The sequence below is a fragment of the Glutamicibacter arilaitensis genome (assembly GCF_044793945.1).
Taxonomy (GTDB): Bacteria; Actinomycetota; Actinomycetes; order Actinomycetales; family Micrococcaceae; genus Glutamicibacter; species Glutamicibacter arilaitensis_B.
The window spans coordinates 294948-320112 of sequence record NZ_CP084994.1; the positions used below are offsets into that span (position 1 = coordinate 294948).

Below are 25165 nucleotides of genomic sequence, written 5' to 3' on the forward strand. Positions count from 1 at the left end.
GAAAAGAAAATGACAAACTCACCTAACGGTCATGATCATGGCTTTACCCTGCGTAAAAACACCACGAAACTTCCCTGGACCATTGCAGTAGTAGCAGCTATTTTTGCCCTCGTATTAGGCGCTTTACTGGTGCAGCAAAAGTCTGCCCCAGCGCTCGCCCTCAATGAAACCAGCAAAACGAGCTTCAAAGTTCACTTTGAACCAGCAATGGCCGGAGAAGAGAAGATCCTTAAATTCGTAGCCGAGAGCATCGCGCCGGACTATGGAGTCGAGATCGAACCAATTGGACTGCAGGATCCAATCCAGGCAAACCGAGCAGTGGCAGAAGGGCAATTCGACGCAACCATCTTTGAACATGAGTGGTACATGCAGCAATCTGCAGAAGCCGCCGGCGTGGAACTGACGCCGACTGTTGAGCTGTATCAGTGGGGCTTCGGGTTGTATTCCACCCGCTACGGTTCGGTCGAGGATCTGCCCACGGGATCGACTCTGCTCTTGCCTAACGACGTTGCTAACCAGGGACAAGCGCTTTGGCTTCTGGAGCGTGAAGGCCTGCTCGGGCTGGACCCCGACATCGAACCACGCACCGCAAAAATGGCAGACGTGGTGGATAATCCCCGCGGTTTTGAACTGAAGGAAGCAGATCTTCTGGCCATGCCGCGCATGCTCGACGATGTGGATGCCGCCATCGGATACGTGTCTCAGTTCGATGCCGGAAAGATCGATCGCGATAAGGGAATCTTGTTCCCGGAGCCCCCGAGGACTTTCGCGTCCAAGCTCATCTTCGGCACCGAGTTCTCGAAAACTCCCGATGCCGCCAAGCTGATCGAGGTGTTTTCGGATCCACGGCTGCAGGAATACCTGAAGAACACCGATGATCCGTTGGTCAAGGGAGTGCTGACTCCGGTATCAGCCGAATAGACCGAGCCGTGACTGTTAACATTATTTGGCGGCTAAATGGCAGCTCTAAAAGGAAGTTCCTGCAGTCCCAGTAGAGGAACAGCGAATTCAGACGGTAGGCGTTCGGGACGGACATTCTGATGAATTCTGACTTTTCGAAACTACGAGTACTCAATGTTTTGCATTCCCGTATGCCTGTCCGGAAAAGTGCCCGGTGTTATTCCGAACTCGGAATAACACCGGGCACCACACCGTACGGGGCTAACGGAACAGTCGGCTCTTCTGTGAATCCATTAAACTTCTACCATCCAGGTCAAAACACGGTGTGTTCCGGTAGCCGACTCGCTATCGAGACGGTCTTGAATGTTTAATCAGACACACCACTTATGGGGTGAAGGGGTTGTTTCGGAGGTCAAAAGTGCACGTACTGGTTCAACTATCGCCCGTGCGATTGCAGTGCGCGCGACTTCGAAAAACGACAAGTCTGGCGAAATGCCAATGGGGCCTGAAAACCGGTGGACATGCTTTGTTTCTCATTCTTGGGACACACTCATCGTGAGTGTCGAAGAATTTCCCGCAGCAGATATTGGCATACTCGACGATCCCTGACATGAGCCCTAGCCGACCGCCGCGCAGTAACGCCCGCACGACAAGCGCGGACTCCGGTGCGTTGGCCTGCGACTCTGGTGGCGAGATGCCCACCCTGGCGGCTTCGCAAGCGGCGTCCTGCAGTTTTCCCTGCCGTCCCGTTTGGCTGGGGGTGGGAAGCTCAGCCCGCTTTTTCTTGTCTGCCACTAAGCGCTGTGTATGCCACGCGGAGGTGGGATTCCATGAGGGACTTGGCGGCGGGACTGTCCTGGCGTTCGATAGCGTCTAGAAGTAGCTGGTGGTCTTGGAGGCTGCGGGCAAGCTCTTCAGGGCTGTAGTACTGGAAGGAACCAGACATCAGTGGAGCCAGAGCCAGGTCCTTGGCGATGTTGTAGAGCCGCGGGGATGCGGCTGCGGCCAAGATGGCCAGGTGAAATTCGTGGTTCAGCTGGGCGATTTTTCCTCGGTAGCCCTTCGGCTGGTGGGCGTTGAGCTCGTCCATTTCGCTGCATAGCGCGGTCATGGCTGCGAGCTGCGCTTGGGTGCGGTGTTGGGCGGCGAGCTCCGCTCCGAGGGCTTCGAGCAGTGCCCGGATCGTCATGACCTCAGCCGCATAGGCACTGGTCCACTCGGCCACGAAGGCCCCGCGGTTTGGTTCGAGTACCACGAGACCTTCGTCTGCCAGTGTTCTGAGGGCAGATCGGATGGGAGTTCTGCTTACACCAAATTCGGTCGTGAGCTCACTCTCGACGAGATGTCCGCCGGGTGGGATATGCCCCGAGGTGATCCGGGAACGCAGTTCCTCGAGGAGTTCCAGACGGTGCATATGCTTTCCTCATCCTTTCGCCCAATGGCCTTAATGGCCATACTACCGTTTCACGGTCGGGGCAGGCCGAGCAGATCCAAAGTCGAGGCGCCGGCGAGGATTTCCTCACGCATGCGGTTCTCCTTCTGCGCGCGCTGGGAGGACGAAGAGACTGCATTGGCTGCGTCCTGTTCCTCCACGCGTACGAGCCCGTCGGCGTCGCCGACAAGAATATCGCCTGGCCGGATCAAGACGCCGCCGACAGTTACGGGCACATTCACCCGTCCGCGTTGTACCTTGGTGGTCTTACGGATGCAGACGCCACGGGTGAAGACAGGGAAACCGGATTCGATGATTTCCTGGCTGTCCCGCACGGCTCCGTCAATGACCAAGCCCGCAAGTCCTCGCTGCTGGGCTGCGAGCGTCAGCACGTCTCCCCAGGGGCCGGCTTGGGTGTAGCCCTTGGCGTCGACGACGAGGATGTCACCGGGCCGGGTCTCGAGCATCGCCACGTGGATGAACCAGTTGTCTCCGGGTTCTAGGTCGACGGTGACGGCACGGCCCGCGATGCGGGACGTGGGATCCAAGGGTTTGATTGCCGGATCCAGCGCGTCGCGTTGTCCGTTGGCTTCATATACAGTGGCCGCGCCTAGGGCGGCGAGTTCGGTGAGCAGGGTGTCTGTGGAGGTTGTCATTTTCTTAGCTTTCTTTGGTAGCGATGGCGGCAGATTTGGCCAGGGACTCGGCGTCGCGGACGAATCGTGCCCCGACGACAAGACCGGCGGCGATCAGAAGGACGAGGCTTACGATGACCAAGCCCCAGTTGGTGGTGCCGGTGGCGTCCTTGAGGAGGCCGAATCCGAAGGGGCCGACGAATCCCCCGAGGTTAGCCAGGGAGTTGATTGATGCCAGTCCCACGGCCGCGGACCGGCCGGTGAGGAAGAGCGAGGGAAGCGACCAAAAGGGACCGTAAGTGGCGTAGACCGCTACCGTGATGATCGTCAGCAGGACCATGGAGGGGATCAACTGGCCGGCGAACAACGGCATCAGCAGCAGGCCGCCGGCTGCGGCCAACAGTGGGATGGCCACGTGCCAACGTCGTTCGCCGGTCTTGTCGGAGTGGCGGGCCCAGTAGACCATAAAGACGGCTGCGACACCGTAAGGGATCGCGTTGATCCAACCGACCTCGGTGGTGGTGAGTCGCTCGGAGAGGCCGGCGATGATCTGCGGTGTGAAGAACGCCAGGATGTAGATCGCGACGGACTTGCTGTAGTAGATCAGAGCCAGAGCAAGGACCTTGACGCCCATCAGGCTCTTCCAGAAGGAGGTGTGGCCGTGGCGTTCGACCTTGGCCTGCCGCTCGGCCTCGAGGGTGTCATCTAGCCAGGCCTTCTCGCGGTCGGTAAGCCACTTGGCATCGCCGGGCTTGTCCACGAGCACTAACAGGGTTACGGCGGCGAGAATGATGGCGGGGAAGCCTTCGATGATGAAGACCCAGCGCCAACCGTCCATGCCGTACCAAGCGATATTGTCCATGATCCAGCCGGAGAGGGGGGAGGCGATCAGGGTCGCGATAGGCAGAGCCACCATGAACATGGCCACCACGCGGGCCCGTTCACGCTCTGGGAACCAGAAGGTCAGGTAAAGGATCACGCAGGGGAAGAAGCCTGCCTCGGCGACGCCCAGCAGGGTCCGAGCTATTGCCAGTTGGGTGAAGTCCTGCACAAACCCCGTGCCCACGGCCACGATGCCCCAGGTGACCAGGATTCGGGCGATCCATTGGCGCGCGCCAACCCTGCGCATGAGCATATTGCTGGGGACCTCGAAGAGGAAGTACCCGATGGAGAACAGGCCGGCGACGAGGCCGAACTGAGCCGCAGAGATGTTCAGTGCAGCGTTCATTTCCAGGGCGGCGAAGCCTACGTTGGCCCGATCAATGAAGGCGATGATGTAGAGGATGATGAGGAGAGGAAGGATTCGCCACTTGATCTTACGCAGCGTGCTCTCGGATTCAGCCGCGGTCAGCGGCATAGTTTTCACGGTGCTCATGACTTGACCAATCCGTTCAGTGCTCCGTCATTGGAGGCAATGCCGAACCAGTCTAGGGCGGCATCAAGGGTGGATTCCTTGGGGGCGCCGAGGGTTTCGGCCTTGAGCTTAGTGGCTGCGTAGCGGTGGGCAACCTCGTCGGTGATCTCGTGTGGTCCACCTGCGCGTTCCAGCTGTTCTCGGGCCTCGAGGACTTCGGAGTGCCGACGGTAGGCTTGGACCGGGTGGCTGGTCACCATGCTCTTGATCAGGTCGCTGAAAGGGGAACGGTCGACATCTCCTAGGCTTTGGAGCAGGGGTTCGAGGACGCCATATGCTCGGGCGGCAGGGAGAGCCTCGACGGCCAGGGCTTCGAGCCCCTTCATGATGACTGAGCGCAGAAGCTTGACCGCCACCGCATCGCCCGGCGTGCTTTCGGGCAGTATCGTCAATGGTGCCCCGACGCGTGTGAGCAGCTGCTCCACCTGAGGGGAAGCTGCACCTGCGTAGAGCAGGGGGGTGCGTACGCCGTGGATGCCCACGGCCCCGGTGATTGCGATGTCAATGTAGGTTGCGTGTGCAGCTTCTGCCAGCACGGCGGCTTGCTGTTTGGTGTCAGCTCCAGCCGTGGAAAGGTCCACGACCACGGCACCGGACACGACATGGTCCAAAACCGAGGGTACGAGGCCACCGATTACAGTGCCGGGCACGCACAACAGGACGATTTCCTGACCGGAGATCCAGTCGGAGACCTCCCGGTGAAGCAGCAGTCCACTGGATTCAATCCATTCCAGGGCCCGGGGTGATGGGTGCGAGTCGCACAGCGAAAGTTGCACGTCGGGCAATTTGGCCAGGGCCGCGGCCCATTCCAAGCCCACCTGCCCCGTGCCAACTAGGGTGATTTTCATTTTTGCTCCTCTTTGAACACGTCGATACACTAACAATACAATGTGAGTACGATCATGCAAGAGTTTCACAAAATAACTTTGAAAAAAGACGAAATTCATCTCGATCGTACTTATATTGTACTAGATGTGAATCGGGCCACTTGGTGCGGGACCTTCTTCCTTTTGACGGCTCAGCCGGCTCCCTCAACAGGCTTCCCGCAGGACCTTCTCACGCAACCGGCGTATCTGCAATCATGGAAAGTTCGTCCGTCGAACTGTTCTATACCCGACTAAGCGATCGCACCGCCGCGTCCCGCAGTGCGTATCGTCGCACGTGATTGTCACTGCGTAGGCAGCACTCGGCCACAACGCGTCGACCCTGGTCAGGGGTGACACTGACTCACTGGAACCGGAATCCGCAGGATTGACCAAGATTCACGACAAGATCTTCATCGCAGCACTTGGCAAGATCCTTGGACTTCTGGGCCAACATGCTGCTGTGGACGCTAGGCGAAGATCTTGACCCGTTCAGGCGAAGGCAAGACAGTTGTTGATATCAATTGTTGTCGGTGAAGGTTCCTCTACTGGAACTGCACGAACTGCCACCTAAAGCGGCAACTTAACAGTTATAGACCGAGCACTGGTGCAGATGTAAAAAGACCAGCTTGAACCGTTTTGGTTCCGGCTGGTCTTTTGCGGTTATTCAGAAAATTTCGTCCAGGACAACTCGGACAGACGATGCTGCTGTCAAGGAAATATTTTGAGTCGCGTCACGAAGTGCCTTGTGACGATTCGTGACTAGCTTTGTGGCCTGTTTTCGGCCCGAAGTGTGTACGGAAATGACTTCATGACGCGCGTGTAACGTCATGGTTGGTCACACCGCACCTGCGGACGCAGACTTAAATTGTTCGGCAAAGACACCGAATGATAACCATCCAGAGCGACTGAGAGACCTGGCTCGTTGACGTTGCAGCAACCATCCCTGAGGGAGCGGTGCTAAGGCCAGGACCGATGGAGATTGCTAGATTTCGCAACGGTCCGCACAGGGGAGAAGTCTGTCTTCTTCCCGCCCCGCAGTACTGCGGAAGGATCGGGATTTCGGCGTAATCCTCGGGAACTTACCGAGAGGAACACCAGAAAATGCGCAACGCACCACTGAGCCTGAAGGCCGCAGCACTACTCACAGCACTTGGTCTCGCGCTGACCGCCTGCGGCGGCAACAGCGCGTCCACTGCGAACAGCTCCGACCCGGCAACCGCCGCGGATGCAGGAACGCCCGTAGAAGGTGGAACGTTCACCTTCGCCGAAGTTGCCCCGATCAATAACTGGCAAACCCAAGCCGCCCGCTTCTATGAGAAGGCGAATGTGCTGAACTCGGTGCTGGACCGGTTGACCTATTTCGACCTTGAATCCGGCAAGCTCGTGGGCTGGATTGCCTCCGATTTCGCCGCCAATAAGGCACAGACCGAATTCACCTTCACCATTCGTGATGGAGTCACGTTCTCGGACGGTACGCCATTGGACGCCAAAGCAGTGAAGGAAAACTTGGACGCGTTGGGCCTAGGGGTTGAATCCGCGCAAATTCAGCCGAACGTCGACTTTTCCGCCTACAAAAGTTCCGAGGTCCTCGGCAAAAATAAGGTCAAGGTGACGCTCAAACGACCGGATGCAAACTTCCTGCGCTCCACCTCGTCGGTGACCGCCGGGCTGGTATCCCCGGGCACCCTGAAACTGGATAATGCAGGGCAAACCGCAATATCGCAGATCGTCGGTTCTGGTCCGTTCGTCTTCGAATCCGAAAAGCCAGATGAGGAAGTAGTCTTCACCAGCCGCGATGACTACGCCTGGGCACCGACAACAGCAGAGAATCAAGGCGATGCCTACCTTGAAAAACTAGTCATCAAATACTTGCCAGAGGTGGCACACCGTGCCGGAGCGGCGCAGTCCGGTCAGGTGGATTTGGTTCGCGGCCTGCAACCGGTTGACGAAGAAGTGCTCAGCGCTGGCGGCGGACAGATCTTCGCCGCCCCTGGTGTTGACCTGACGGCTAATCACGCCGCGATTCGCATCGGTTCGGGCAAGCTGGCCGAGACGAAGGTGCGCAAGGCGCTGCAGGTTGGCATCGACCGCCAGGCGCTGAAAGACACGGTCCTTTCGGACAGCTATGTGCTTGCAGGCTCGATCCTCAACCACCAGGCACCGGGCTTCGTGGATCTGTCTGCCGAACTCGGCTATGACCCAGAGAAGTCCAAGTCATTGCTTGAAGAAGCGGGCTGGACCGTCGGGGCGGACGGAATCCGCGAGAAGGACGGCGAGAAGCTGGAAATAACGGTGGCCAGTTCCAATAACTCCGTTGTCATCAAACCAGCCTTTGAACTTATCGAACAGCAATGGCGTGAGATCGGTGTGCAGCTGGTGAACCGTGCAGCGGACAACTCATTCTTGACCAACGCGATGGTCGATGACCAGATCGAATTCTTCGGAACGCGCCAGTTCGCCTACGGCGGTCTGGGGCCGGTGTACGCACCAGCGACTAATAACCAGACGCTGAATGCCGATAAGGAACTGAACGCGTTGTTCACCCGCGAGCAGGCGGCGACCACCGAGGAAGAGCATCTGAAACTCGTTGGTGAAGAGCAGCGTGCGTTGGTACTTGACAAGGCATTGACCCTCGTGCTGTGGGACGAAGTCCAAGTGTACGGAGCCAACAAGGACGCGCACATCGACTTCACCTCCGGCACCGCACCAATCTTCCAGGGCGCCTGGAAGAGCAACGGCTAAAGGACTCATCATGGGTGCATACATAGTTCAACGCATCGGACAGGCACTGCTGGTGATCCTGCTGGCCTATACCGCGGTCTTCCTCGCGGTGCAGGCACTGCCGAACGACCCGGTCACGATCTTCCTCTCCGCTGATGCGTCCGCCGACCCGGCAACCATCGCACAGATGAAGGCCTACTACGGCTATGACCAGTCATTGATCGTGCAGTACTTCACCCAGCTCGGTGCATTGCTTACCGGAGACCTAGGCTATTCCTTGTCTTCAGGCTCGGCGGTGACCACCCGTATAGGTGAAGTCATCGGCTCCACCCTGGTGCTCGCCGGAAGCGCCTTCGCTTTGGCCCTGGTGCTGGCGGTCGCGTTGACCGCCGCAGCCAGCCTGTCGCGCCGCGCCCGGGTACGCAACGCCTTGCTGAATCTGCCACCGCTGATGATTTCCATCCCGGTGTTCTGGCTCGGTCTGGTGCTGCTCCAGGTGTTCGCGGTTCAGCTCGGAGTGATGTCTTTGTTTCCGGACGGTTCGTTCCTCGCACTGGCGGTGCCGATTCTCGTCTTGGCCATCCACCTCAGCGCACCCATGGCGCAGGTGCTGATCAAGAGCGTGCACGAAGTGAACACTCAGCCCTTCGTCGACGTATTGCGGGCCAAGGGAGCCAGCGAGGCGTGGATCTTCTACCGCCACACCCTGAAAAACGCCGCCCCGGCGGCGCTATCCATCGCAGGTATCACCATTGGCACGCTGCTCGCCGGAACCGTTATTACCGAGACGGTATTTGCCCGCGCCGGCCTGGGCCAATTGGTGCTGCAAGCGGTCACGGTGCAGGACATCCCGCTGGTGCAGGGGCTGGTGCTGCTCACCGCCGCCGCCTTCACCGCGGTGAATCTGCTCGTCGACTTGATTCACCCGAAGCTTGATCCGCGCATCATTACCGCCCACGCCGGTTCGCCTCGCGCACTGGCAGCATAGGGAAAAGGAAACGATCATGAGTCTTTTGACCGAACGAGGCAACACCGCCGTGGATCTAGCCCCGGGCGCCGGATTGCTCCCGGCGCGTACCGCTACGCGTGGCGGCAAGCTGTTTGGCTGGTTGGGGAACTGGTGGGTACTCATCCCCTTGGCGATATTGCTCGCTTGGGCAGTAGCGCCGGGGTTGTTCACCGGGCAGGATCCGCTCACCGGGGTACCGCAGCAGAAGCTCGCGGAACCATCGCTGGCTCATCCCTTCGGAACCGATCATCTGGGCCGTGACGTTTATGCCCGGGTGATCCACGGAACCAGCCAGACGCTCATGACGGCCGGGCTTGCCTGCCTGATCGGCAGCGTGGTGGGAAGCCTGCTGGGACTGCTCGCCGCAACCGCCGGGCGATTCGCGGACTCCGTCGCGATGCGCTTCGTTGACGTGGTGCTGGCGGTGCCTGCCTTCTTGATCGCGCTGATCCTTGTCACCGCGACCGAGCCCGGCCCATTCTCGCTGGGACTCGGAGTGGGCATCGCCTCGATCGCAGCCTTTGCAAGGCTTGTCCGCACCGAGGTGCTCCGCGTACGCTCGCGTGACTTCGTGCAGGCGGCGCTGATGAGCGGCGGCGGTTACCTCACCGTGCTGCGCCGCCACATCATCCCGCATGTGATTGGCCCGGTGCTCGCCCTCTTAGCTGTCGACCTGGGAGCTGCGATCCTGGCGATCTCCGGGCTTGGCTTCCTGGGTTTCGGTTCACCACCGCCAACTCCCGAATGGGGATTGCTGATATCCGAAGGCCGCCAATACCTCACCGTCGCTTGGTGGCTGACCACCCTTCCGGGGCTGGTGATCGTCGCGGCAGTCATGCTCACCGCAGTGCTTGGCCGGGCAATTAATAAGGCATTCCGCTTCTAATCCGCAACGCGTACCCAAAAACTTGTGAAGGGAATCAGGTAATGACAACCACGAACACCAAGCGCAACCCGGTAGTACGCATCGAAGATCTTTCGGTGCGCTACGCCCAAGGTGCCCTCGCCGCGCAGGGGATCAACCTCGAAATCCCGGCCGGACAAATCGTGGCTATCGTCGGCGAATCGGGTTCAGGGAAATCGACGCTGACCAAGGCACTGATCGGGCTGCTTCCCCAGGACGCCAGCACCACTGGCAGCATCCGTTTTGGAGGCACCGAAGTCACCGCGCTGAGCTTGCGCCAATGGCGCGACATCCGCGGTGCCGGTATCGGGCTGGTCCCACAGGATCCAGGCGCCTCCCTTGACCCGGTGAAGACCATCGGCTCTCAGCTCATCGAGGTTTTTCGCCTGCACCCAAACCGTTCGGTGCCCAAGAACCAGTGGCGCGAAAAGGCTGTGGAACTACTGGCCAGTGTTGGGATCGACCGGGCGGAAGAACGTCTGAGCCAGTACCCGCACGAACTCTCCGGCGGGCTGAAGCAACGGGTGCTGATCGCCATCGCCTTCGCGCTGAATCCGCAGCTGCTGATCGCGGATGAGCCAACCAGCGCACTGGATGTCACCGTGCAGCGCACGGTGCTTGAAGTCTTCGTATCCCTCGCCCGGCAGAAGGGGACCACGGTCCTCTTCGTCACCCACGACCTCGCGGTAGCTACCGATATTGCCGACCGGGTGCTGGTGATGAACGGTGGAAAGGTGCTCGAAGACCGTTCGGTCCGCGAACTGATTGCCAACAGCACCAACGACTACACCAAGGCCCTGCTCGACCAGGCTTATGCCACCAACTCGCGCCGCGAGGCGGCCGGAAGCGGTGACGTGGCGATCCGCGTTACGGACCTTGGCAAGGAGTTCGGCCAGGGTTCCAAGGCGCATCAGGCGGTCCAGCAGGTCAGCTTTGAGGTGGCGCGCGGCACGACCTTCTCGCTTGTCGGAGAATCGGGCTCGGGTAAGTCGACGACGGCGAAAATCATCATGGGACTTCTTGGCGCGAGCCAAGGCAGCGTCGAAGTCAACGGCCAGGACATCACCTCAATCGGCGGCAAGCAGCGCTACGCGCTGTGGCGCGAGGCGCAACTGGTTTACCAGAATCCCGACTCGGCTCTGGACCCCCGTCAAACCGTCCGTTCGATCATCCAAGAGCCGATGCGCAACTACAAGCTGGGCGATTCGGCATGGCGTGAAGCACGCACGAACGAGCTGATGGCGCAGGTGAATCTCGCCCCGGAGCTTGCGGCCAAGCGCTCGCCGGAACTCTCCGGTGGCCAGCGCCAACGAGTGGCCATCGCCCGCGCCCTGGCATGCGGCGCGAAGATCCTGGTCCTCGACGAGGCGTTGAGCGCGCTCGATGTGCTCACCCAGGAACAAATCCTCAACTTGCTCGATCGGCTCCAGCTAGAACAGCAATTGACCTACTTATTCATTTCCCATGACCTGCATGTGGTCGAGCGGATCAGCCACCGGGTGGGAGTTATGCGCCGCGGCGAACTCGTTGAAACCGGAACCGTTGAGCAGGTGTTCTCCAACCCGACCCACGAATACACGCGCACACTGCTTGCGGCGAACCCCGGAGCGGTGCTGCGCGAATTCGAGCACCTGCGCAGCGCCTAAGCGGCAAATTCATCCCCAATAGATTTCCAGTGAAAAGGAATGAGAAGCACATGAGCATTGACCTCAGCCAATCCCTGAGCTCCGAAGCCACCTATCAGCGTCTGGCTGAGCGTTTCGCTCCGGTGTTCGCCCGCGTGGGTGTGGACGCTACACGGCGTGAGCAACAGCGAATCCTCCCATTCGAGCAGGTTCAGTGGCTCAAGGATGCCGGCTTCACCACGCTGCGCGTGCCGCGCAGCCACGGTGGAGATCCGGTCAGCCATGAGCATCTTTTCCGCTTGTTGATCGATTTGGCAGCCGCCGATTCAAACGTCGCCCACCTGCTGCGCAGCCACTTCTCATTCGTCGAAACCATCGCGCTGCAACCCCCAGAGTTCCAAGACCGCTGGTTCCCCCGCGTGCTTGCAGGTCAGATTTTCGGCAACGCAGCCACCGAACGTGGCGGCAACGCACTGGGGGAGACCAATACAAAACTGAGCAAGAATGCCCAAGGGTGGGTCCTGGACGGTGAAAAGTACTACACCACCGGCTCGATCTTCGCCGATTGGGTGGTCGTGATGGCCTCCACGGATGGCGTCGAGGGCCGCCAGTACGCAATCGTTGAGCGCCATGCCGAAGGTGTGGAAATCCTTGATGACTGGGACGGCTTCGGCCAGCCACTGACAGGTACCGGAACCGGTATTTTCACCGGTGTTCACGTTGAAGAGTCAAATATCCTTCAGCGCAAAGTCGCCTCCACGCTGGAGCCCGCCTTCTTCCAACTCTGCCTGCTCGCGGTGCTTGCCGGCATCGGCAAGGCCGCACGCGACGAGGCCGCGCGCATCGTTGCAACTCGTACTCGCACCTTTAATACAGGATCCGGCGAATTGTTCCGCAACGATCCACAGATTCAGGAATTGGTGGGCCGGCTTGCGGCGAATGTGAACGCGGCGGAAGCCATTGTCGTCAGCGCGGCTCGCGAACTGGATGCTGCACATGACCCGGCGCTGAACCTGGATAGCGAAGCCGCCTTCCTGCGCGCGGAGATCGCGGTGCAGCAGGCACATGTGCTCACGCCAAAGCTGGTGCTCGATGCGACGAGCGAACTATTCGACGTCACCGGCGCCTCGGCGGTGTCCACCAGCAAGTCGCTAGACCGCTACTGGCGCAACGCACGCACCGTTGCCACGCATAACCCGGTCGCCTTCAAAGCTCGTGCAGTAGGGGACTACTTCATCAACGGGACCATCCCGACCGGGCTCAACTCAATCGGCGAAGCCAAGGGAGCAAAATAAATTGGGTACTTTCGAAACGCGACCACGTTTCATCCTTTCGGCTTTTCTGATGAACACCTCCAGCCATATCCTTGGCGGAATGTGGCGTCATCCAGAAGCCCAGCAAGACCGATTCCATGAGCTGGGCCTCTGGGTTGATCTGGCCAAGAAGCTGGAGGATGCGAAGTTCGACAACCTGTTCTTCGCCGACGTGGCAGGCTTGTATGGCGACCACGAAGGAGGTTGGGCTTCCCTGGCACGCAAGGGAATGCAGATCCCGAGCCATGACCCGATGGTGCTGCTTTCGGCGTTGGCTGCCAGCACCAAGGAGATCGGACTGGCGATGACCAGTTCGGTCGTTCAGTCTCACCCCTTCCAATTCGCGCGGCAGATTTCCACGCTGGACCATCTCTCCCAGGGACGAGTGGGATGGAATATCGTGACCAGCGTGTTGGAAAATACGCATCGCAACTTTGGTGCGAAGAACCTCATGGCTCACGATGACCGCTATGGATGGGCCGAGGAATACGTTGACGCCGCGTACAAGCTCTGGGAGGGGTCCTGGGAAGATGACGCGCTGAAGGCCGATAAGGACACTGGGATATATGCGGACCCGGCACGCATCAATAAGATCAATCACCGTGGCGAGATCTATTCGATCGACGGTCCGCACCAGGCGATACCTAGCCTCCAGCGCACACCCTTCCTCTTCCAGGCGGGCTCCTCGCCTCGCGGAAGCCAATTCGCGGCCACTCATGCCGAGGCAACCTTCCTCTTCGCACCGCATCCGGCGTATGTGGCCAAAAAAGTCGCTTCGTTGACGCAGAACCTGAATGCCGCGGGCCGAAGCCGCGAGGATCTGAAGGTTTTCGCGGGGCTGTCCTTCGTGGTCGGTTCCACCGAGGCGGAAGCCAAGGCGCTGGAAGCCGAATACGACCAGTACCTTGATCCGCATGCGATCATCGCCCACATTGGTGGCGGCATCGGCGTGGATCTGGGCGGTTTGGACCTGGACACTCCGCTGGGCGAAGTGAAAACCGAGGGTGCTCAAGGCGTTTTGGAAGCAGCGCTGGCTTCCACGCCGGGCCGTAACCCTACGCTGCGCGACCTCGCGCATTACCGGGCCAAGGCCCAGCAAATTGTGGGAACCCCGGAACAGATCACCGACAAGCTGCTCGAATGGCAGGATGCGGGGATCGACGGGCTGAACGTCATCAACCACATCCTGCCGGGTTCCTATGACAACTTCATCGAGGGGCTCCTGCCCGAACTGCAACGCCGCGGACTGGCGCAGACCGAGTACGCTCCGGGCAGCCTGCGTGAGAAGGTCTTTGGGCGCGGGGATAAGCTTCCGGAGAACCACCCGGCCGCGCAGTACCGTGGTGCCTTTGGTGAATTGTCGGCAACGAATGCCGAAGCGGCGCTTCAGCATTAGAAAACAGGGCGTTTAGGCCGTCGGTGCTCGTTGTGCAGCGGCGGCCTTTTGGCATCCAAACCCTGTATGGTGACGAACATGAACGAAAACCAGGTCAATGATCCCGAGCTGATCCGGCGGTTATTAACAACGCCGGCACGGTGGGCTGTGGTGGGATTGAGCGCCAACCCGCACCGCGTGGCGCCATCGATTGCCAGGTTCCTGCGCGACGAGTTGGGTATGGGCATCGTTCCGGTGTCCCTACGCGCGGAAAGTGCCCTCGGAGAACGCGGCTATGCGAAGCTCGCGGACATCCCTGGAAAGATCGACGTGGTGAATTGTTTCGTGAATTCAAGCAAGGTTGGAGACATCGTCGACCAAGCGATCAGCGTCGGTGCATCAGCCATCTGGATGCAATTGGGCGTCAGAGACGACGCTGCCGCTCAGCGGGCGAAAGATGCTGGCCTTGAAGTTGTCATGGATACCTGCCCAAAAATAGAATACCCGTTTCTCTGAAAATTAAATCTCGTCAGAGCCCGCTGGCAGAGTTTGGTACCTTGGCAGGGAACAACCCAGTGACATAAACGAAGGGGCAGATCGATGGCCGAAACTTCGATTGAAGAACTCCACGAACGGTGGCGTACCCTCTGCCTAGAGCTGCCCGGGGCTTTCGAGGATCATCCCTTCGGTGAAGACAGCACCGTATTCAAAGTCGCCGGCCGCGACCGAGCGAAAGCCAAGATATTCGGGTTGCTCATGGTGCACAAGGGTGAACTGCTGCTGAATCTCAAATGCGAACCCGCGATTGCAGACCAGCTGCGCAGCGAATACGACCAGATCATCCCCGGATATCATATGAGCAAAAAACATTGGAACTCGGTGCGTCCGGGGCTGGAATTTCAGCACCTTCGGGAACTCGTTGAGGACTCCTATGACTTGGTGGTGGAGGGCATGCCGAAGCGTGACCGAGAGTTCATCCGAATGCAAACAAAAATTGCGAACGATTCACTAGACTGAATTACATGTACTTCATCGTCGTTAAATATCAAGTAAAGCCGGAATTCTCCGAGAGCTTCATGACCCACGTTGCGCAGTTTACTCAGGCTACCCGCGCTGAGGAAGGCAACCTGTGGTTCGACTGGTCGCGAAGTGTTGAAGACGCGAACGAATACGTTCTCGTCGAAGCCTTCCGCGATGACGAAGCCGCGTCGGCCCACGTTAACTCGGAGCACTTCGCAGCCGGGCTTGAGTCCATGCGTCCCCTGCTTGTGGAGACCCCAAAGATCATCTCGCGCAAGATCGAGGGCGAAAACTGGGACGAAATGGGCGAGCTTCAGATCGGCTAATCTGACAGACAAAGAATCGGCGCGGTCCGCAGTTGGAATAAGTTCCAGCTACGGGCCGCGCCTTTCTTATTTTCCCAAGTCCAAAGGTTGCTTTGGAACTACTCACGGAGAAGACTCGGGATGGAAGCAGGAAACCAAACGGGAGGACACAGCTGTGGCTAAAGAATTTGATGTCATCGTGATTGGCTGGGGCAAGGGCGGCAAAACACTGGCAGGAACTCTAGCTCGCGCGGGACAACGGGTGGCTGTTGTTGAACAGTCGGCAACGATGTACGGCGGCACCTGTATCAACATTGGATGTGTCCCAACGAAGACCTTGATCCATGACGCGGAACAGCACCGGGGCAACGGTGCAGACGTCCAGTATTTCGACAGAGCAGTCAAACGCCGCGATGAACTGACCGCGAAGATGCGTCAAAAGAACTTCTCGATGCTCAACGATTTGGACTCCGTCATGGTGTTCACGGGTAGTGCCAGCTTCACCGGGCCGCATAGCATCAAGGTAGTGGGCGACGAGGAAGTTTTGGAGCTCAGTGCCCCTAAGATCATCATCAACACCGGAGCGCTACCTTCCGTTCCGCCAATTAACGGCGCAGAAGTCGGCGGGCGAATCCACGACTCAACAACTCTGCAACATGCTGCGCTTCCCGCAAAGCTTCTTGTGGTCGGTGGCGGTTATGTGGGGCTGGAGTTCGCTTCCATGTTCGCGCAATTCGGTTCCGAGGTGACCGTGCTGGATCGCGGAACGCGACCTTTGAAGCGCGAAGACGAAGACGTTGCCGCCGAGGTGCTTGCGGCTCTATCTGATGCCGGAGTGGACATTTTCAGTTCCGCTAGCGTCACCTCGCTGCGCCAGAACGCCGAAAAGGTAACGGTGACCTATGAACAAGACGGAATGGAGCGCAGCGTCGAAGCAGACGCGGTGCTCCTCGCACTTGGGCGAACCCCTGCCACCGAGTCGCTGAACTTAGCAACGACCGACGTTCGTTTGGGCGATAGGGGCGAGATCAAGGTTGACAAGCATTTGGCAACCAGCGCGGAGGGGATCTACGCATTGGGCGACGTAATCGGTGGGCCGCAGTTCACTTACACTTCTTTAGATGACAACCGGATCCTCAAAGACCAGCTCTTGGGGGAAGGCGAGCGGAGCCTCGAAGACCGGGCCGCGGTGCCAACCACCATGTTCACCACCCCGCCCCTGGCTCGGGTGGGTCTAAGCGAAGGCCAGGGGCGAGCCCAGGGGCTGGATATTAAAGTGGCCGTGAAAAAAGTCGCAGACATCGCGGCCATGCCACGGCCGAAAATTGTGGGGGATCCGCGAGGCATCATCAAATTTGTGGTGGATCGAAACAATGACCAGATACTAGGTGCGGCGCTGATGCACGTAGATGCCCAAGAGGTCATCAACTTGGTGGCGCTAGCCATGCGTTCTGGGATCACAGCCAGCACGCTGCGCGATTCGATCTTTACCCATCCATCTTCCACCGAGGCCTTGAACGAGGTTCTAGCGAACTTCGACTAGGTCATAGTTCCTGGCATAGACCAACGGCACCCCGGATGGATTCCGAGGTGCCGTTGGTCCGTGCGTTCTTGCTTAGTGGGTGTTCTTCTTGCGGCTGCGAATCACCAGCAAGATGATGCCGGCGACCAGCACCACTCCTGCGGCGATGCCGATCCAGCTAGCGGCGAATCCGGTGTCCGCTAAGGAATCTTTGTCGCGAGGCTTTTCGCTAGGTGATTTCTCGGTGTCTTCGGAAGGCGTTGCGCTTGGCGACTGCGAAGGGCTCTGTGAAGGTTCCTCACTAGGATCTTCGGATGGTTCAGCACTCGGAGTCGGTTTCACAGCCGCTTCGATCACGCTGAAGTCCACCGAAATGTCTTCATGCTGTATCTGAGAGACAACCAGCGAGTTCGCCCCAACCTTTGCATCGGCAGGAATTGCAAGCTCGAAGGAGGTCTTGCCTTCTGCATCCGCGGCAGGGATTTCATCAACTACCAATTCGCCGTCGAAAGCGGAAGCAGTTAGTTCAGCACCTTCTTCGAGACCTGCGACGGAGACCTGAGCGCTGTCACCGGCGACGACCTCGGATGGCGTGAGTTCAATGGTGGCCCAGTCGGTACCCGACAGGGTGGCCCGGCCCAATGGTGCAGGGGAAACTACGTCGTGGGACTCGAAGTAGTTCACGGTGGCGTCCAGATCGATCTGACCGCTGTCCGCATGGCCGGTGCCTTCGGCGAAAGCGGCGAAATTATCTCCACCGGTTGCGAGGAATGCGTTGGCTGCGACCTTGAACGTCGCGCTCTCATCGAGTGGTTCGCCGTTGAAGGTGATGTCCTTGATATGCTCGCCGGCAGCTGCGTCTTCTACATAGGTGTACTCCAGTCCTTCGGAGATGCCCAGGTGCAGTTTGGAACGCTCCGAGCCATCCGGCTGCCACTGCTGTTCCAAGGCCTCACGGATCTGTTCGCCGGTCATATCCAAGGTGATCAGCGTGTTGGCAAAGGGCTGGACATCTGCGGCGGCCTTGTAGGTCACCGTGCCGTCTTCGCCGTAGAGCAGATCGGCGCGCAGGCCGCCTGGGTTCATGAATGCGATTTCTGCTGGTTCTCCAGCGAAGTTCTCGTTTGAGGTGGCCCATAGGTGAATGTCTGCCACGGAATTTCCAAGTGTCGACTCGACACCGCGGTCGGATCCTGGCTCTTCGCCGCCGCGCAGGATATCTGCGGAAATCTGGCCAACCTGAACGCTGCCGACTTCTTCAGACTTTTCTACGGCCTCATCGACAATCGCCTGAACCTCGGCATTTGCCTCGAAGTTCGGTGTCCAATCGCCGTTGGCGTCTTCGGTTGCCAGCGGGAGGAGTTCGGCTGCGCTGTTTACGACCTCACCGGTGGTGGCGTCGAGCTTGAGGGAGACCTTGCCCAGCGTAGTGCCGTACTGGTGCGCCTGGATGACCGATCGGCCAGCGATGTCGCAGTTGTACGCCTGATGCGTGTGGCCGGAGAAGATTGCGTCGATCTCGGGGCTAGCATCTCGGAGCAGTGTGCCGTAGTCGCTGTCCTCCGCGGCGATGACGTCGCAGCTGTCGCTGTCGGACCCGTTGTGAGTCAGCAGGACCAGTACGTCGGCTTCGCCGTTTGACTCGTCACCATCCGAAAGCTGAGCCGAGACGCGATTGGCGGCTTCCAACTCGCTGCCGAAGTCAAGGGAAGCGATGCCGTTCGGGCTGACCAGCGAAGGGACATCGGCGGTTACAGTGCCGATGATTCCGACGCTCAGTCCAGCGACCTCGCGGATTGCATATTCACGCAGGGCAGGATCCTTGGTTCCCTTGTCATAAACGTTGGCGCCCAGCGCGAAGTCGGCGCCATCCACACCGGATTTCTGTCCGAAGCGCTCGATGACTCGCCCGCTGAGGTCCGCAAATCCGCCGTCGAATTCGTGGTTGCCCACAGCTGCCGCGTCCAAGCCGCCGGTGACAAGCGAATCGATGGTCGGTACGTCGTCTTGAGAAGCGGAGGCAAAGGTTGAAGCCCCGATGTTATCGCCGGCCGAGACGAACAAGGTGTTCGGGTTCTCTGCTCGCTGGGCATCGACTGCACCAGCGAGTACCGCGGCGCCTACCGAGTCTCGGTCGGCTGCGATGCGACCGTGGAAATCGTTGATCCCGACGAGGTCGAGAGTGACGATTTCACCAGCAGCAGTCTCATCTGTGGTGGTCGCCTGTGCGGCAATTGCGCCCGAAGTGAGCAGGGACAATGCGGCTAGCGAAGCTAGTCCAGTGTTCCTTATCTGCCTGAATGCAGACATAGATCCTCCTAGTAGTGTGCGAGTGACATGCATCATGTCTATCGCATGCAGGTGAACCTGTCGATGACTTCTCGTGAAATTTGTCCATCAACTCGGAGATTAGGCGGCCGGCCATGTGCTCGATACGTCCCGGCTCGCCGCGCGGTAGCCCCGGGCTCCGCCAACGATGACGAGCGTTGATAAGATTCTGGTTATGAGTGAAACTTTGCCGCCGTGCCCCGAGTGCTCTAGCGAATACACGTATTCCATGGACTCGCTACTTGTCTGCCCCGAATGTGCGCATGAATGGAACGCACAGGCTTCTGGGGAAGAAGATGGTAATGCCGGGGGCGCAGAAATCAAGGACTCAGTTGGCAATGTCTTGCAGGATGGTGACTCGGTGACCATTGTGAAGACCATGAAGGTCAAGGGCGCGCAAGGTGCGCTTAAATCCGGCACCAAGGTGCGCAATATTCGACTGACCCCAGGCAGCGGTGACCATGATATCTTCGCCAAGGTTGATGGCTTTGGCCCGATGGAACTGAAATCTTCCATCGTCAAGAAGGTTTAGTTCGCTACAGCTTTCGGCGGTGCGGATCGCCAGCGGTTACTTCGGATCTCTCCAGCGTGCTTGTCACCAGAATCATTGCCGAAACGATGAACATCAGCGATGAGGTCACCCAGCAGGCGGTCGCGATTTCACGTTGCGGAACCTCTAGAGCGAGCATGAAGACGCAGACGCTGACGGCTAGGAGTATCGAGCCGAGCAGTCGTGCCTTCATGGCGCACCAGTTTCTGTAGATTCATGATCGTCGCGCCGGGATCTATTCCCAAAACGCTGGACTAATACAATTCTGCCACAGGCCTCCCTCTTTGAATATAAAACTTTTGGTGCAATTATGGCCTATTGCCCTCATCCTTTCGTATGAGGGTTACATGATTGCCGGAGTTTTACAGGCATGACCTGAGTGTTTTGGCGATTGCTGCGTGTTCTGCCGGGGTCATCCATGCGCCATATTTTGCTTTTACCTGAGTCTGGCGTGAAACGTAGGCGCAACGGAAACCCTTGTTCGGCGGAAGCCAAGTGGCTGCATCTTTGTCACCCTTCGAGGCATTTGCCGATCCGTCCGAGGCGAGAAGGTTCAACGGATCGTTGGCGAATTCGAGCCGAGTCTGGGCGTCCCACTTCTGCGCACCCTTTTTGCCAGGCATCGGACAATGCAACTACGTGGTCGATCTGGACTTCCGAGCTGGTTCCTTGTCCGCGCTCAAAGTTGATGGTTTCTCCTGTGTAGGGGTCATGGAAAATGCCACTTAGCACCACGCAGTCAACCCGCGCCTGCTTGAAGATGACATCCTCTAAATCGCGCGCCAATATGTCGTTGCGCGCATCGCAGCCGTTTCGGTCCGGGTCTTTCCAGCCCTTACCGAATTGATCCCGCGTATAACCTGTTTTCGGGGCTCGTCCCTTGCTGTCGATTTGCTCGAGCAGCGTGAGCGACTTCGCGAACTGTTCTTTGTCGCCCAGCGTCGTTGCAGCCTGGGTAGTTGGCTCGGGCTGGAGCTCTGAAAGATCAAACGATCCAAGTGAAGTGCACGCGCTCAGAGCAAGAGTGGCGGCAATTAATGTGATGGAAGTAGTGCGACGCAATAAGCGCATGCCCGGGGAATTCTCCTGCTTCGATTATGCTTAGGTGGATTTGTCATCCACTCGTAGAACTCTATTCGCAGGTACCGACAAGCCCGGGTGTTCAGCTGTGTGTTCAAATGTGAGATGATTCCGGCGGAATCTGAGAGGTTGGCATCAATTCATTACTCGCAGCGGCCAACAGATATTTTTATGACTGATCTGAAGAAACGTTAGTAGTTCACTTTTTGCTCTGACAAGTATTGTTTAGGATCATCCAATGAAATAATCTTTGGGAAGACGCATTGAGTTGGGCGTCGACGAAAGGAGCGCTCAAGATGAAAAAGACCTTGCCAGCACTGGCCATTTTGGCGATGTCTTTGAGCGCCTGCAACAGCACGCCAGCCTCAGTGTTGGAAAAACAAGCCATCGTCGACGACGCGATAGCAAAACACGAACAACAGCTCTCTGCCTGGGAAGAAGAACAAGCAGTCGTCGAGGACGACCTTTACAGCGCTCCAGAACCGATTCTGAGTGCGGTGATAGACGCAACCAATCGCAGCCTCATCGATCAAGATCGTTTCGACTTGGAAAATGTCCAGACTCTGTTTGGGCTCGGTGACTACCTCGACGCCGCGACCGAGTCCGGGATTATGGGAAATAGCTTGGAGGACTGGTCCGATCATGCAGCGGGAACCTATTCTGTGGTCTTCGCTTGCTTGGGTACTGGCAGCATCAAGCTGAATACATTTGCAAACGAGCAGCAAGTATCGCAATCCACTGTCGAATGTGGGATACCGTTGGCGACGTTTGAAACCAGCTTCGCGCTGAAGCAATCGGCCGAATCGATCCGTATAAACATTGAACCGGGGCAAACTGTCCGCGGCCGGTACGAGTTCTACGTGTACCGATAGCCGGCGCCCGCAAGACTTTTCGGTGGCGGATCGCCTGAGAAAATTCTCTGGAATCCAACCACGAAAACAATTGAGCACAAAAGCAGCTCGTGTAGGTGACTGGCGCTAGGCTGCCGATCAGTTCCGAACACTCCGTCAACTGACAGTTAGCGAGCGCAATTTCCAGGTTCTTGTTGCCCTGTCAGCAACGCCTTGGTCCATTGCACGAGGTCGTGATTCAACGGCGAATCCACTTCGACAAGTCCAACATGCTCTAGTCCATCATATTCGCGGTAGAGCAAGTCGCTTCCGGCCTCGCACACGCCGTCGCGCCAACCGCGCTGCATGGAAGGGAGCACTAACGAATCAGCAGTTCCCTGTGAAACAAAGACTGGTACAGAAATTGAGTGGGGCACCGAGTTCTCACGCAGAAGATCTCCGATGGGTCCGTCCAAGGCCTCCTCGCCGATGACCGCGTCGAACAGTTGAGAGCTCGTCGCTAGGGCGCTGAGTGCGTCTTTGCCGGAGAAGCACAACTGCGAGATGCGATCGACAGCGGATCGGACCGAGGAATTTTGTTGTGCGGCGATATCCAGATCGGGGTAGACCTCGTCCCAAGCAGAGACAATATAGCTGGTGACGATCTTTCCTGAAGCCTCATTCTTGATTCCTGTCGCAAGACGAGTCAGATCGGTTGCCGGGGCCATCCCTGCAGCACCGAGTACCTCCAGTTCAGGAGCGTAGCTCACGGCGTTCTCCGCACCGAAGAGAGCGGCATGACCACCTTGTGAATGCCCCCAGAGCACCGTCTGCTTACTTAGATTCACATCTGGAAGCTCACTCGCCGCACGAGTGGCATCCAGGACCGCGTAGGCCTCGGATTCACCCACCAGATAAGGATGCGGGCCCTTGGTTCCCAGTCCGACATAATCGGTTGCAACTACAGCCCAACCAGACTTCAAAATTGCATCGCGTGCGCCGCTGGGTCCGTCTTCGTAGGGAGCTGCTGACTGTGACAGCCCGCAGCGCGGAATGATTCCCTTGGTGCCGTTGGCCCAAGAAATTACTGGATGCTCCGCATCGGAATTTTGGAGCGGAACGGTGACGACCGCCGAGGATACTGCGGGGGTGTCATCTGCCAGAGTGGTTGTGTAGAGGATGCGCCAGGCTTGGGTTCCGGACAGTTTCTCTCCTTCGAGCACTTCGGAACGGATCAGCCGGCCGGGTTCATCTGGAACCGCGCTCGGTGGCAGGTAGAACTCGTCGGGAACCGCTCGTTCATTGTTGGAATGGAGCCAAGCGGTGGCAGCACCGGTGGCAAGCAGGAGCACTAGGCAACCGGCAATGGCCAGGGTGAGGCCGGTCTGTCCCATCCGGGATACCCAGCGAGGAGCCTTGGGAAGTCGATGAGCAAAAGTCTCGAATAAGCTGTGCAGTCCCAAGAGGACAAGCCACCCGCCAAAGGTGACACCGAGTACCCACAGCGACAGCCGAGGCCAGAAGATCACGAGAACCGAAGCAAATAGCCCAACCAGCACGGTCAATACGCCACGAACCGAGGGTTTTCGCTCACCTTGAACTACCGGTAGCGCTCTGAGCAGCCCACCGGTCAGAAGAGCTAGCGAGACGAGCAAAGCAAGCATCGGCAGGGTGGCGGAGCGCCAGATGAGCAGCGTGATTCCAGCGAGGACCAGTAGAACGGCCCCCGTGAGATGTGCGGCGCGCCAACTGCTAGCTTGCCAAGCGTCCGGTAATCGCAATAGGCCAGTGAGAACCAACCCTGAGCACAGCAACAAAATGATGAGAGAAACGGAAGTTGCCGAATTGGCAATCAGCGCTAATCCGATCATGATCAATAACAACCCACCGGCGGTGCTGAGCAGTCGCCGGGCGCGGGGGAGCAGCCTCATTATTTGATCCTCGGTTCGCTACAAAAAGATACTGCTCCCTACGGTATCGCGCGTTGACCTCCAGGGTTAGCGCTGGCGCCGCAGCGTCCAGTAGGAAGAAACGTGGACGTATTTCTTATTCAGACCCCACTGGGCGGTGATATTCGAGATGGCTTTCGCGGTGGATCGTTCCGCGTGCGCCATTACGCTAGTGCCGGAACTGGGCTGGCCCAGCGCATGAAGCGCCGGCGGAAGGAGATCGCTGGTCCCCGGGCGAAGACCATTGCGGTGCAACCATCTCAGTTCGATCCCGACGGGATGATCGATTTCAAACTCGCTCGCGGCATCGGCGACTTCCAGCAATGCAATTCCTTGCGCATCCGCTCGCAACATACTCAGCGCCACGGAAACCGCTGGAATTCCAGCCTCATCGGCAGCGAACAGGTAGTACTCGGCTTTCGTGCTTGGAGTGAATTTGCCACGAGGACCCGAGATTACCAGGGAGTCGCCCGGCGACACCTTTGCGGCCCAAGACCCACCGGATCCACGGTCACCATGCACCACGAAGTCAATGGCCAGCTCTTCTGCAGGCCGATCGACCCAGCGGATGGTGTAGGAGCGCGTACGTGGAACCTGATCGCGTGGAAGCTGATGACGTAATGCCTTCAAGTCGTAGGGAGCAGTGAGCCCGAGCTCGCGATCGGCGAAGTACACCTTGACGTACTGATCTGCCTTCCCGTTCGGACGGAATCCGGCGAGTTGATCCGCACCGGCGATCACCCGGATCATTTCCGAACTCAAATGTTCCACGCGTTTGACCGTCAACACATGTTGGCCCGTACCCTGGTTCCGTGCGGCAACCTCGGCGCGATCGGGGCGGATCTTCTGGTTGTGCCCGGTGTTCTCACCGGGCAACTTGCCCTGTTTCTTATGCAGGCTCTTACCCAGCATGCGTCGTGCAGCAGCCACTGCTGCCGCGGCGCCGGCGCGTTCTGCAGCTACGAGCAGTTCCTCCGATTGCTGCTCGGATAGCTCGAATCCTTCATATCGCGCGTTTTTCAGTTCCTTCTTGGCAATTTTGTAGCCAAGTTTGCCACCAGCTCTTTCGGCACGATTAATCGTCTGCAACATGAAGTGCTCCGGTGCGGAGACTACTAATTGTGGAGCGTGCTTACTGTATCTATGATGCTTCGACACGACCTGTGCTCCCGGCTCTCTCGTCCACTGGAAATGTTCTTGATCTGAGTGTGCGCTGTCTAAGTGGCTCAAACAAGTCCTTCTGGGAAGGAGGTGCAAGGTGCCGCACCCACTTTCAGTGGTCCTATCGTTCGACTAGGCGGACATCGCACCGGGAAGGAGGCTTTCAAGAGCAAGAAATCTTAACTCTCCCAGGGCATGCCCTGAGATTTAGCCGAGAGCTATCTGG

Annotated in this window: 23 protein-coding genes and 1 riboswitch; of the genes, 13 read left to right on the forward strand and 10 right to left on the reverse strand. The window is 58.4% G+C overall.

What is annotated here, in order from left to right; genetic code table 11:
• Nucleotides 1–9: 9 nt before the first annotated feature.
• The gene (locus tag LG294_RS01425) at nucleotides 10–921 is read left to right on the forward strand and encodes a MetQ/NlpA family ABC transporter substrate-binding protein (RefSeq protein WP_404288821.1); all 912 of its coding nucleotides are present in this window, start codon (nucleotides 10–12) and stop codon (nucleotides 919–921) included.
• Nucleotides 922–1669: 748 nt separating this feature from the next.
• Here LG294_RS01425 and LG294_RS01430 read toward each other — a convergent pair.
• From LG294_RS01430 to LG294_RS01445, 4 genes are read right to left on the reverse strand one after another with little or no spacing between them, the layout of a single operon-like run.
• Nucleotides 1670–2314 carry a GntR family transcriptional regulator gene (locus tag LG294_RS01430; RefSeq protein ID WP_404288823.1) on the reverse strand — a complete coding sequence of 215 codons (645 nt, stop codon included), beginning with the start codon at nucleotides 2312–2314 and terminating at the stop codon, nucleotides 1670–1672.
• Between the two features lie 50 nt (nucleotides 2315–2364).
• Nucleotides 2365–2988, reverse strand: a complete 624-nt coding sequence (locus LG294_RS01435) for a 4-carboxy-4-hydroxy-2-oxoadipate aldolase/oxaloacetate decarboxylase (RefSeq protein WP_404288825.1) — start codon at nucleotides 2986–2988, stop codon at nucleotides 2365–2367.
• 4 nt (nucleotides 2989–2992) lie between these two features.
• The gene (locus LG294_RS01440) at nucleotides 2993–4342 is read right to left on the reverse strand and encodes an MFS transporter (protein ID WP_404288827.1); all 1350 of its coding nucleotides are present in this window, start codon (nucleotides 4340–4342) and stop codon (nucleotides 2993–2995) included.
• Complete coding sequence (locus LG294_RS01445; RefSeq protein WP_404288829.1) at nucleotides 4339–5229, reverse strand: DUF1932 domain-containing protein; 891 nt, start codon at nucleotides 5227–5229, stop codon at nucleotides 4339–4341. The genes LG294_RS01440 and LG294_RS01445 overlap by 4 nt, the downstream gene beginning before the upstream one ends.
• Before the next feature lie 907 nt (nucleotides 5230–6136).
• Nucleotides 6137–6226: riboswitch (SAM riboswitch) on the forward strand.
• Between the two features lie 122 nt (nucleotides 6227–6348).
• Between LG294_RS01445 and LG294_RS01450 the strand changes: the two genes are divergently transcribed.
• The 10 genes from LG294_RS01450 to LG294_RS01495 all read left to right on the forward strand — a co-directional run bounded on the left by LG294_RS01450 (nucleotide 6349) and on the right by LG294_RS01495 (nucleotide 17062).
• The gene (locus tag LG294_RS01450; protein ID WP_404288831.1) at nucleotides 6349–7989 is read left to right on the forward strand and encodes an ABC transporter substrate-binding protein; all 1641 of its coding nucleotides are present in this window, start codon (nucleotides 6349–6351) and stop codon (nucleotides 7987–7989) included.
• A gap of 10 nt (nucleotides 7990–7999) precedes the next feature.
• Entirely contained in the window at nucleotides 8000–8956 is a 957-nt protein-coding gene (locus tag LG294_RS01455) for an ABC transporter permease (RefSeq protein ID WP_404288833.1), read from the forward strand.
• Between the two features lie 16 nt (nucleotides 8957–8972).
• Nucleotides 8973–9863: an ABC transporter permease gene (locus tag LG294_RS01460; RefSeq protein WP_404288835.1), complete on the forward strand. Its 891-nt coding sequence runs from the start codon at nucleotides 8973–8975 to the stop codon at nucleotides 9861–9863.
• A gap of 41 nt (nucleotides 9864–9904) precedes the next feature.
• Nucleotides 9905–11527, forward strand: coding sequence for an ABC transporter ATP-binding protein (locus tag LG294_RS01465; RefSeq protein WP_404288837.1), 1623 nt, complete (start codon nucleotides 9905–9907; stop codon nucleotides 11525–11527).
• A 50-nt stretch (nucleotides 11528–11577) separates the two neighbouring features.
• On the forward strand, nucleotides 11578–12801 hold the full coding sequence (locus tag LG294_RS01470; protein WP_404288839.1) for an acyl-CoA dehydrogenase family protein: 1224 nt from the start codon (nucleotides 11578–11580) through the stop codon (nucleotides 12799–12801).
• Nucleotide 12802: 1 nt separating this feature from the next.
• The gene (locus tag LG294_RS01475; protein ID WP_404288841.1) at nucleotides 12803–14215 is read left to right on the forward strand and encodes an NtaA/DmoA family FMN-dependent monooxygenase; all 1413 of its coding nucleotides are present in this window, start codon (nucleotides 12803–12805) and stop codon (nucleotides 14213–14215) included.
• 78 nt (nucleotides 14216–14293) lie between these two features.
• The gene (locus LG294_RS01480; RefSeq protein WP_404288843.1) at nucleotides 14294–14710 is read left to right on the forward strand and encodes a CoA-binding protein; all 417 of its coding nucleotides are present in this window, start codon (nucleotides 14294–14296) and stop codon (nucleotides 14708–14710) included.
• Nucleotides 14711–14794: 84 nt separating this feature from the next.
• The gene (locus tag LG294_RS01485) at nucleotides 14795–15211 is read left to right on the forward strand and encodes an MmcQ/YjbR family DNA-binding protein (RefSeq protein WP_404288845.1); all 417 of its coding nucleotides are present in this window, start codon (nucleotides 14795–14797) and stop codon (nucleotides 15209–15211) included.
• A gap of 5 nt (nucleotides 15212–15216) precedes the next feature.
• Nucleotides 15217–15540 carry a putative quinol monooxygenase gene (locus LG294_RS01490; protein ID WP_404288847.1) on the forward strand — a complete coding sequence of 108 codons (324 nt, stop codon included), beginning with the start codon at nucleotides 15217–15219 and terminating at the stop codon, nucleotides 15538–15540.
• Nucleotides 15541–15694: 154 nt separating this feature from the next.
• A complete protein-coding gene (locus LG294_RS01495; protein ID WP_404288849.1) occupies nucleotides 15695–17062 on the forward strand; it encodes an FAD-dependent oxidoreductase in 1368 nt (455 codons plus the stop codon).
• Between the two features lie 72 nt (nucleotides 17063–17134).
• Here LG294_RS01495 and LG294_RS01500 read toward each other — a convergent pair whose 3' ends face one another.
• Nucleotides 17135–19351: a bifunctional metallophosphatase/5'-nucleotidase gene (locus LG294_RS01500; RefSeq protein ID WP_404288851.1), complete on the reverse strand. Its 2217-nt coding sequence runs from the start codon at nucleotides 19349–19351 to the stop codon at nucleotides 17135–17137.
• 193 nt (nucleotides 19352–19544) lie between these two features.
• Here LG294_RS01500 and LG294_RS01505 point away from each other — a divergent pair, with 193 nt between their 5' ends.
• On the forward strand, nucleotides 19545–19901 hold the full coding sequence (locus tag LG294_RS01505) for a zinc ribbon domain-containing protein YjdM (protein WP_404288853.1): 357 nt from the start codon (nucleotides 19545–19547) through the stop codon (nucleotides 19899–19901).
• A 4-nt stretch (nucleotides 19902–19905) separates the two neighbouring features.
• Here LG294_RS01505 and LG294_RS01510 read toward each other — a convergent pair whose 3' ends face one another.
• The 3 genes from LG294_RS01510 to LG294_RS01520 form a co-directional block, all read right to left on the reverse strand.
• Complete coding sequence (locus LG294_RS01510) at nucleotides 19906–20112, reverse strand: hypothetical protein (RefSeq protein WP_404288855.1); 207 nt, start codon at nucleotides 20110–20112, stop codon at nucleotides 19906–19908.
• A 169-nt stretch (nucleotides 20113–20281) separates the two neighbouring features.
• Nucleotides 20282–20542, reverse strand: coding sequence for an HNH endonuclease family protein (locus LG294_RS01515; RefSeq protein WP_404288857.1), 261 nt, complete (start codon nucleotides 20540–20542; stop codon nucleotides 20282–20284).
• Nucleotides 20430–20990 carry a hypothetical protein gene (locus LG294_RS01520; protein ID WP_404291840.1) on the reverse strand — a complete coding sequence of 187 codons (561 nt, stop codon included), beginning with the start codon at nucleotides 20988–20990 and terminating at the stop codon, nucleotides 20430–20432. Before LG294_RS01520 ends, LG294_RS01515 begins: the two co-directional genes overlap by 113 nt.
• 305 nt (nucleotides 20991–21295) lie before the next feature.
• Between LG294_RS01520 and LG294_RS01525 the strand changes: the two genes are divergently transcribed.
• Nucleotides 21296–21871 carry a hypothetical protein gene (locus tag LG294_RS01525; RefSeq protein WP_404288859.1) on the forward strand — a complete coding sequence of 192 codons (576 nt, stop codon included), beginning with the start codon at nucleotides 21296–21298 and terminating at the stop codon, nucleotides 21869–21871.
• 146 nt (nucleotides 21872–22017) lie between these two features.
• Here LG294_RS01525 and LG294_RS01530 read toward each other — a convergent pair whose 3' ends face one another.
• Both LG294_RS01530 and LG294_RS01535 read right to left on the reverse strand, forming a co-directional pair.
• The gene (locus LG294_RS01530; protein WP_404288861.1) at nucleotides 22018–23760 is read right to left on the reverse strand and encodes a lipase family protein; all 1743 of its coding nucleotides are present in this window, start codon (nucleotides 23758–23760) and stop codon (nucleotides 22018–22020) included.
• A 66-nt stretch (nucleotides 23761–23826) separates the two neighbouring features.
• Entirely contained in the window at nucleotides 23827–24870 is a 1044-nt protein-coding gene (locus LG294_RS01535; RefSeq protein WP_404288863.1) for a siderophore-interacting protein, read from the reverse strand.
• Nucleotides 24871–25165: the final 295 nt, after the last annotated feature.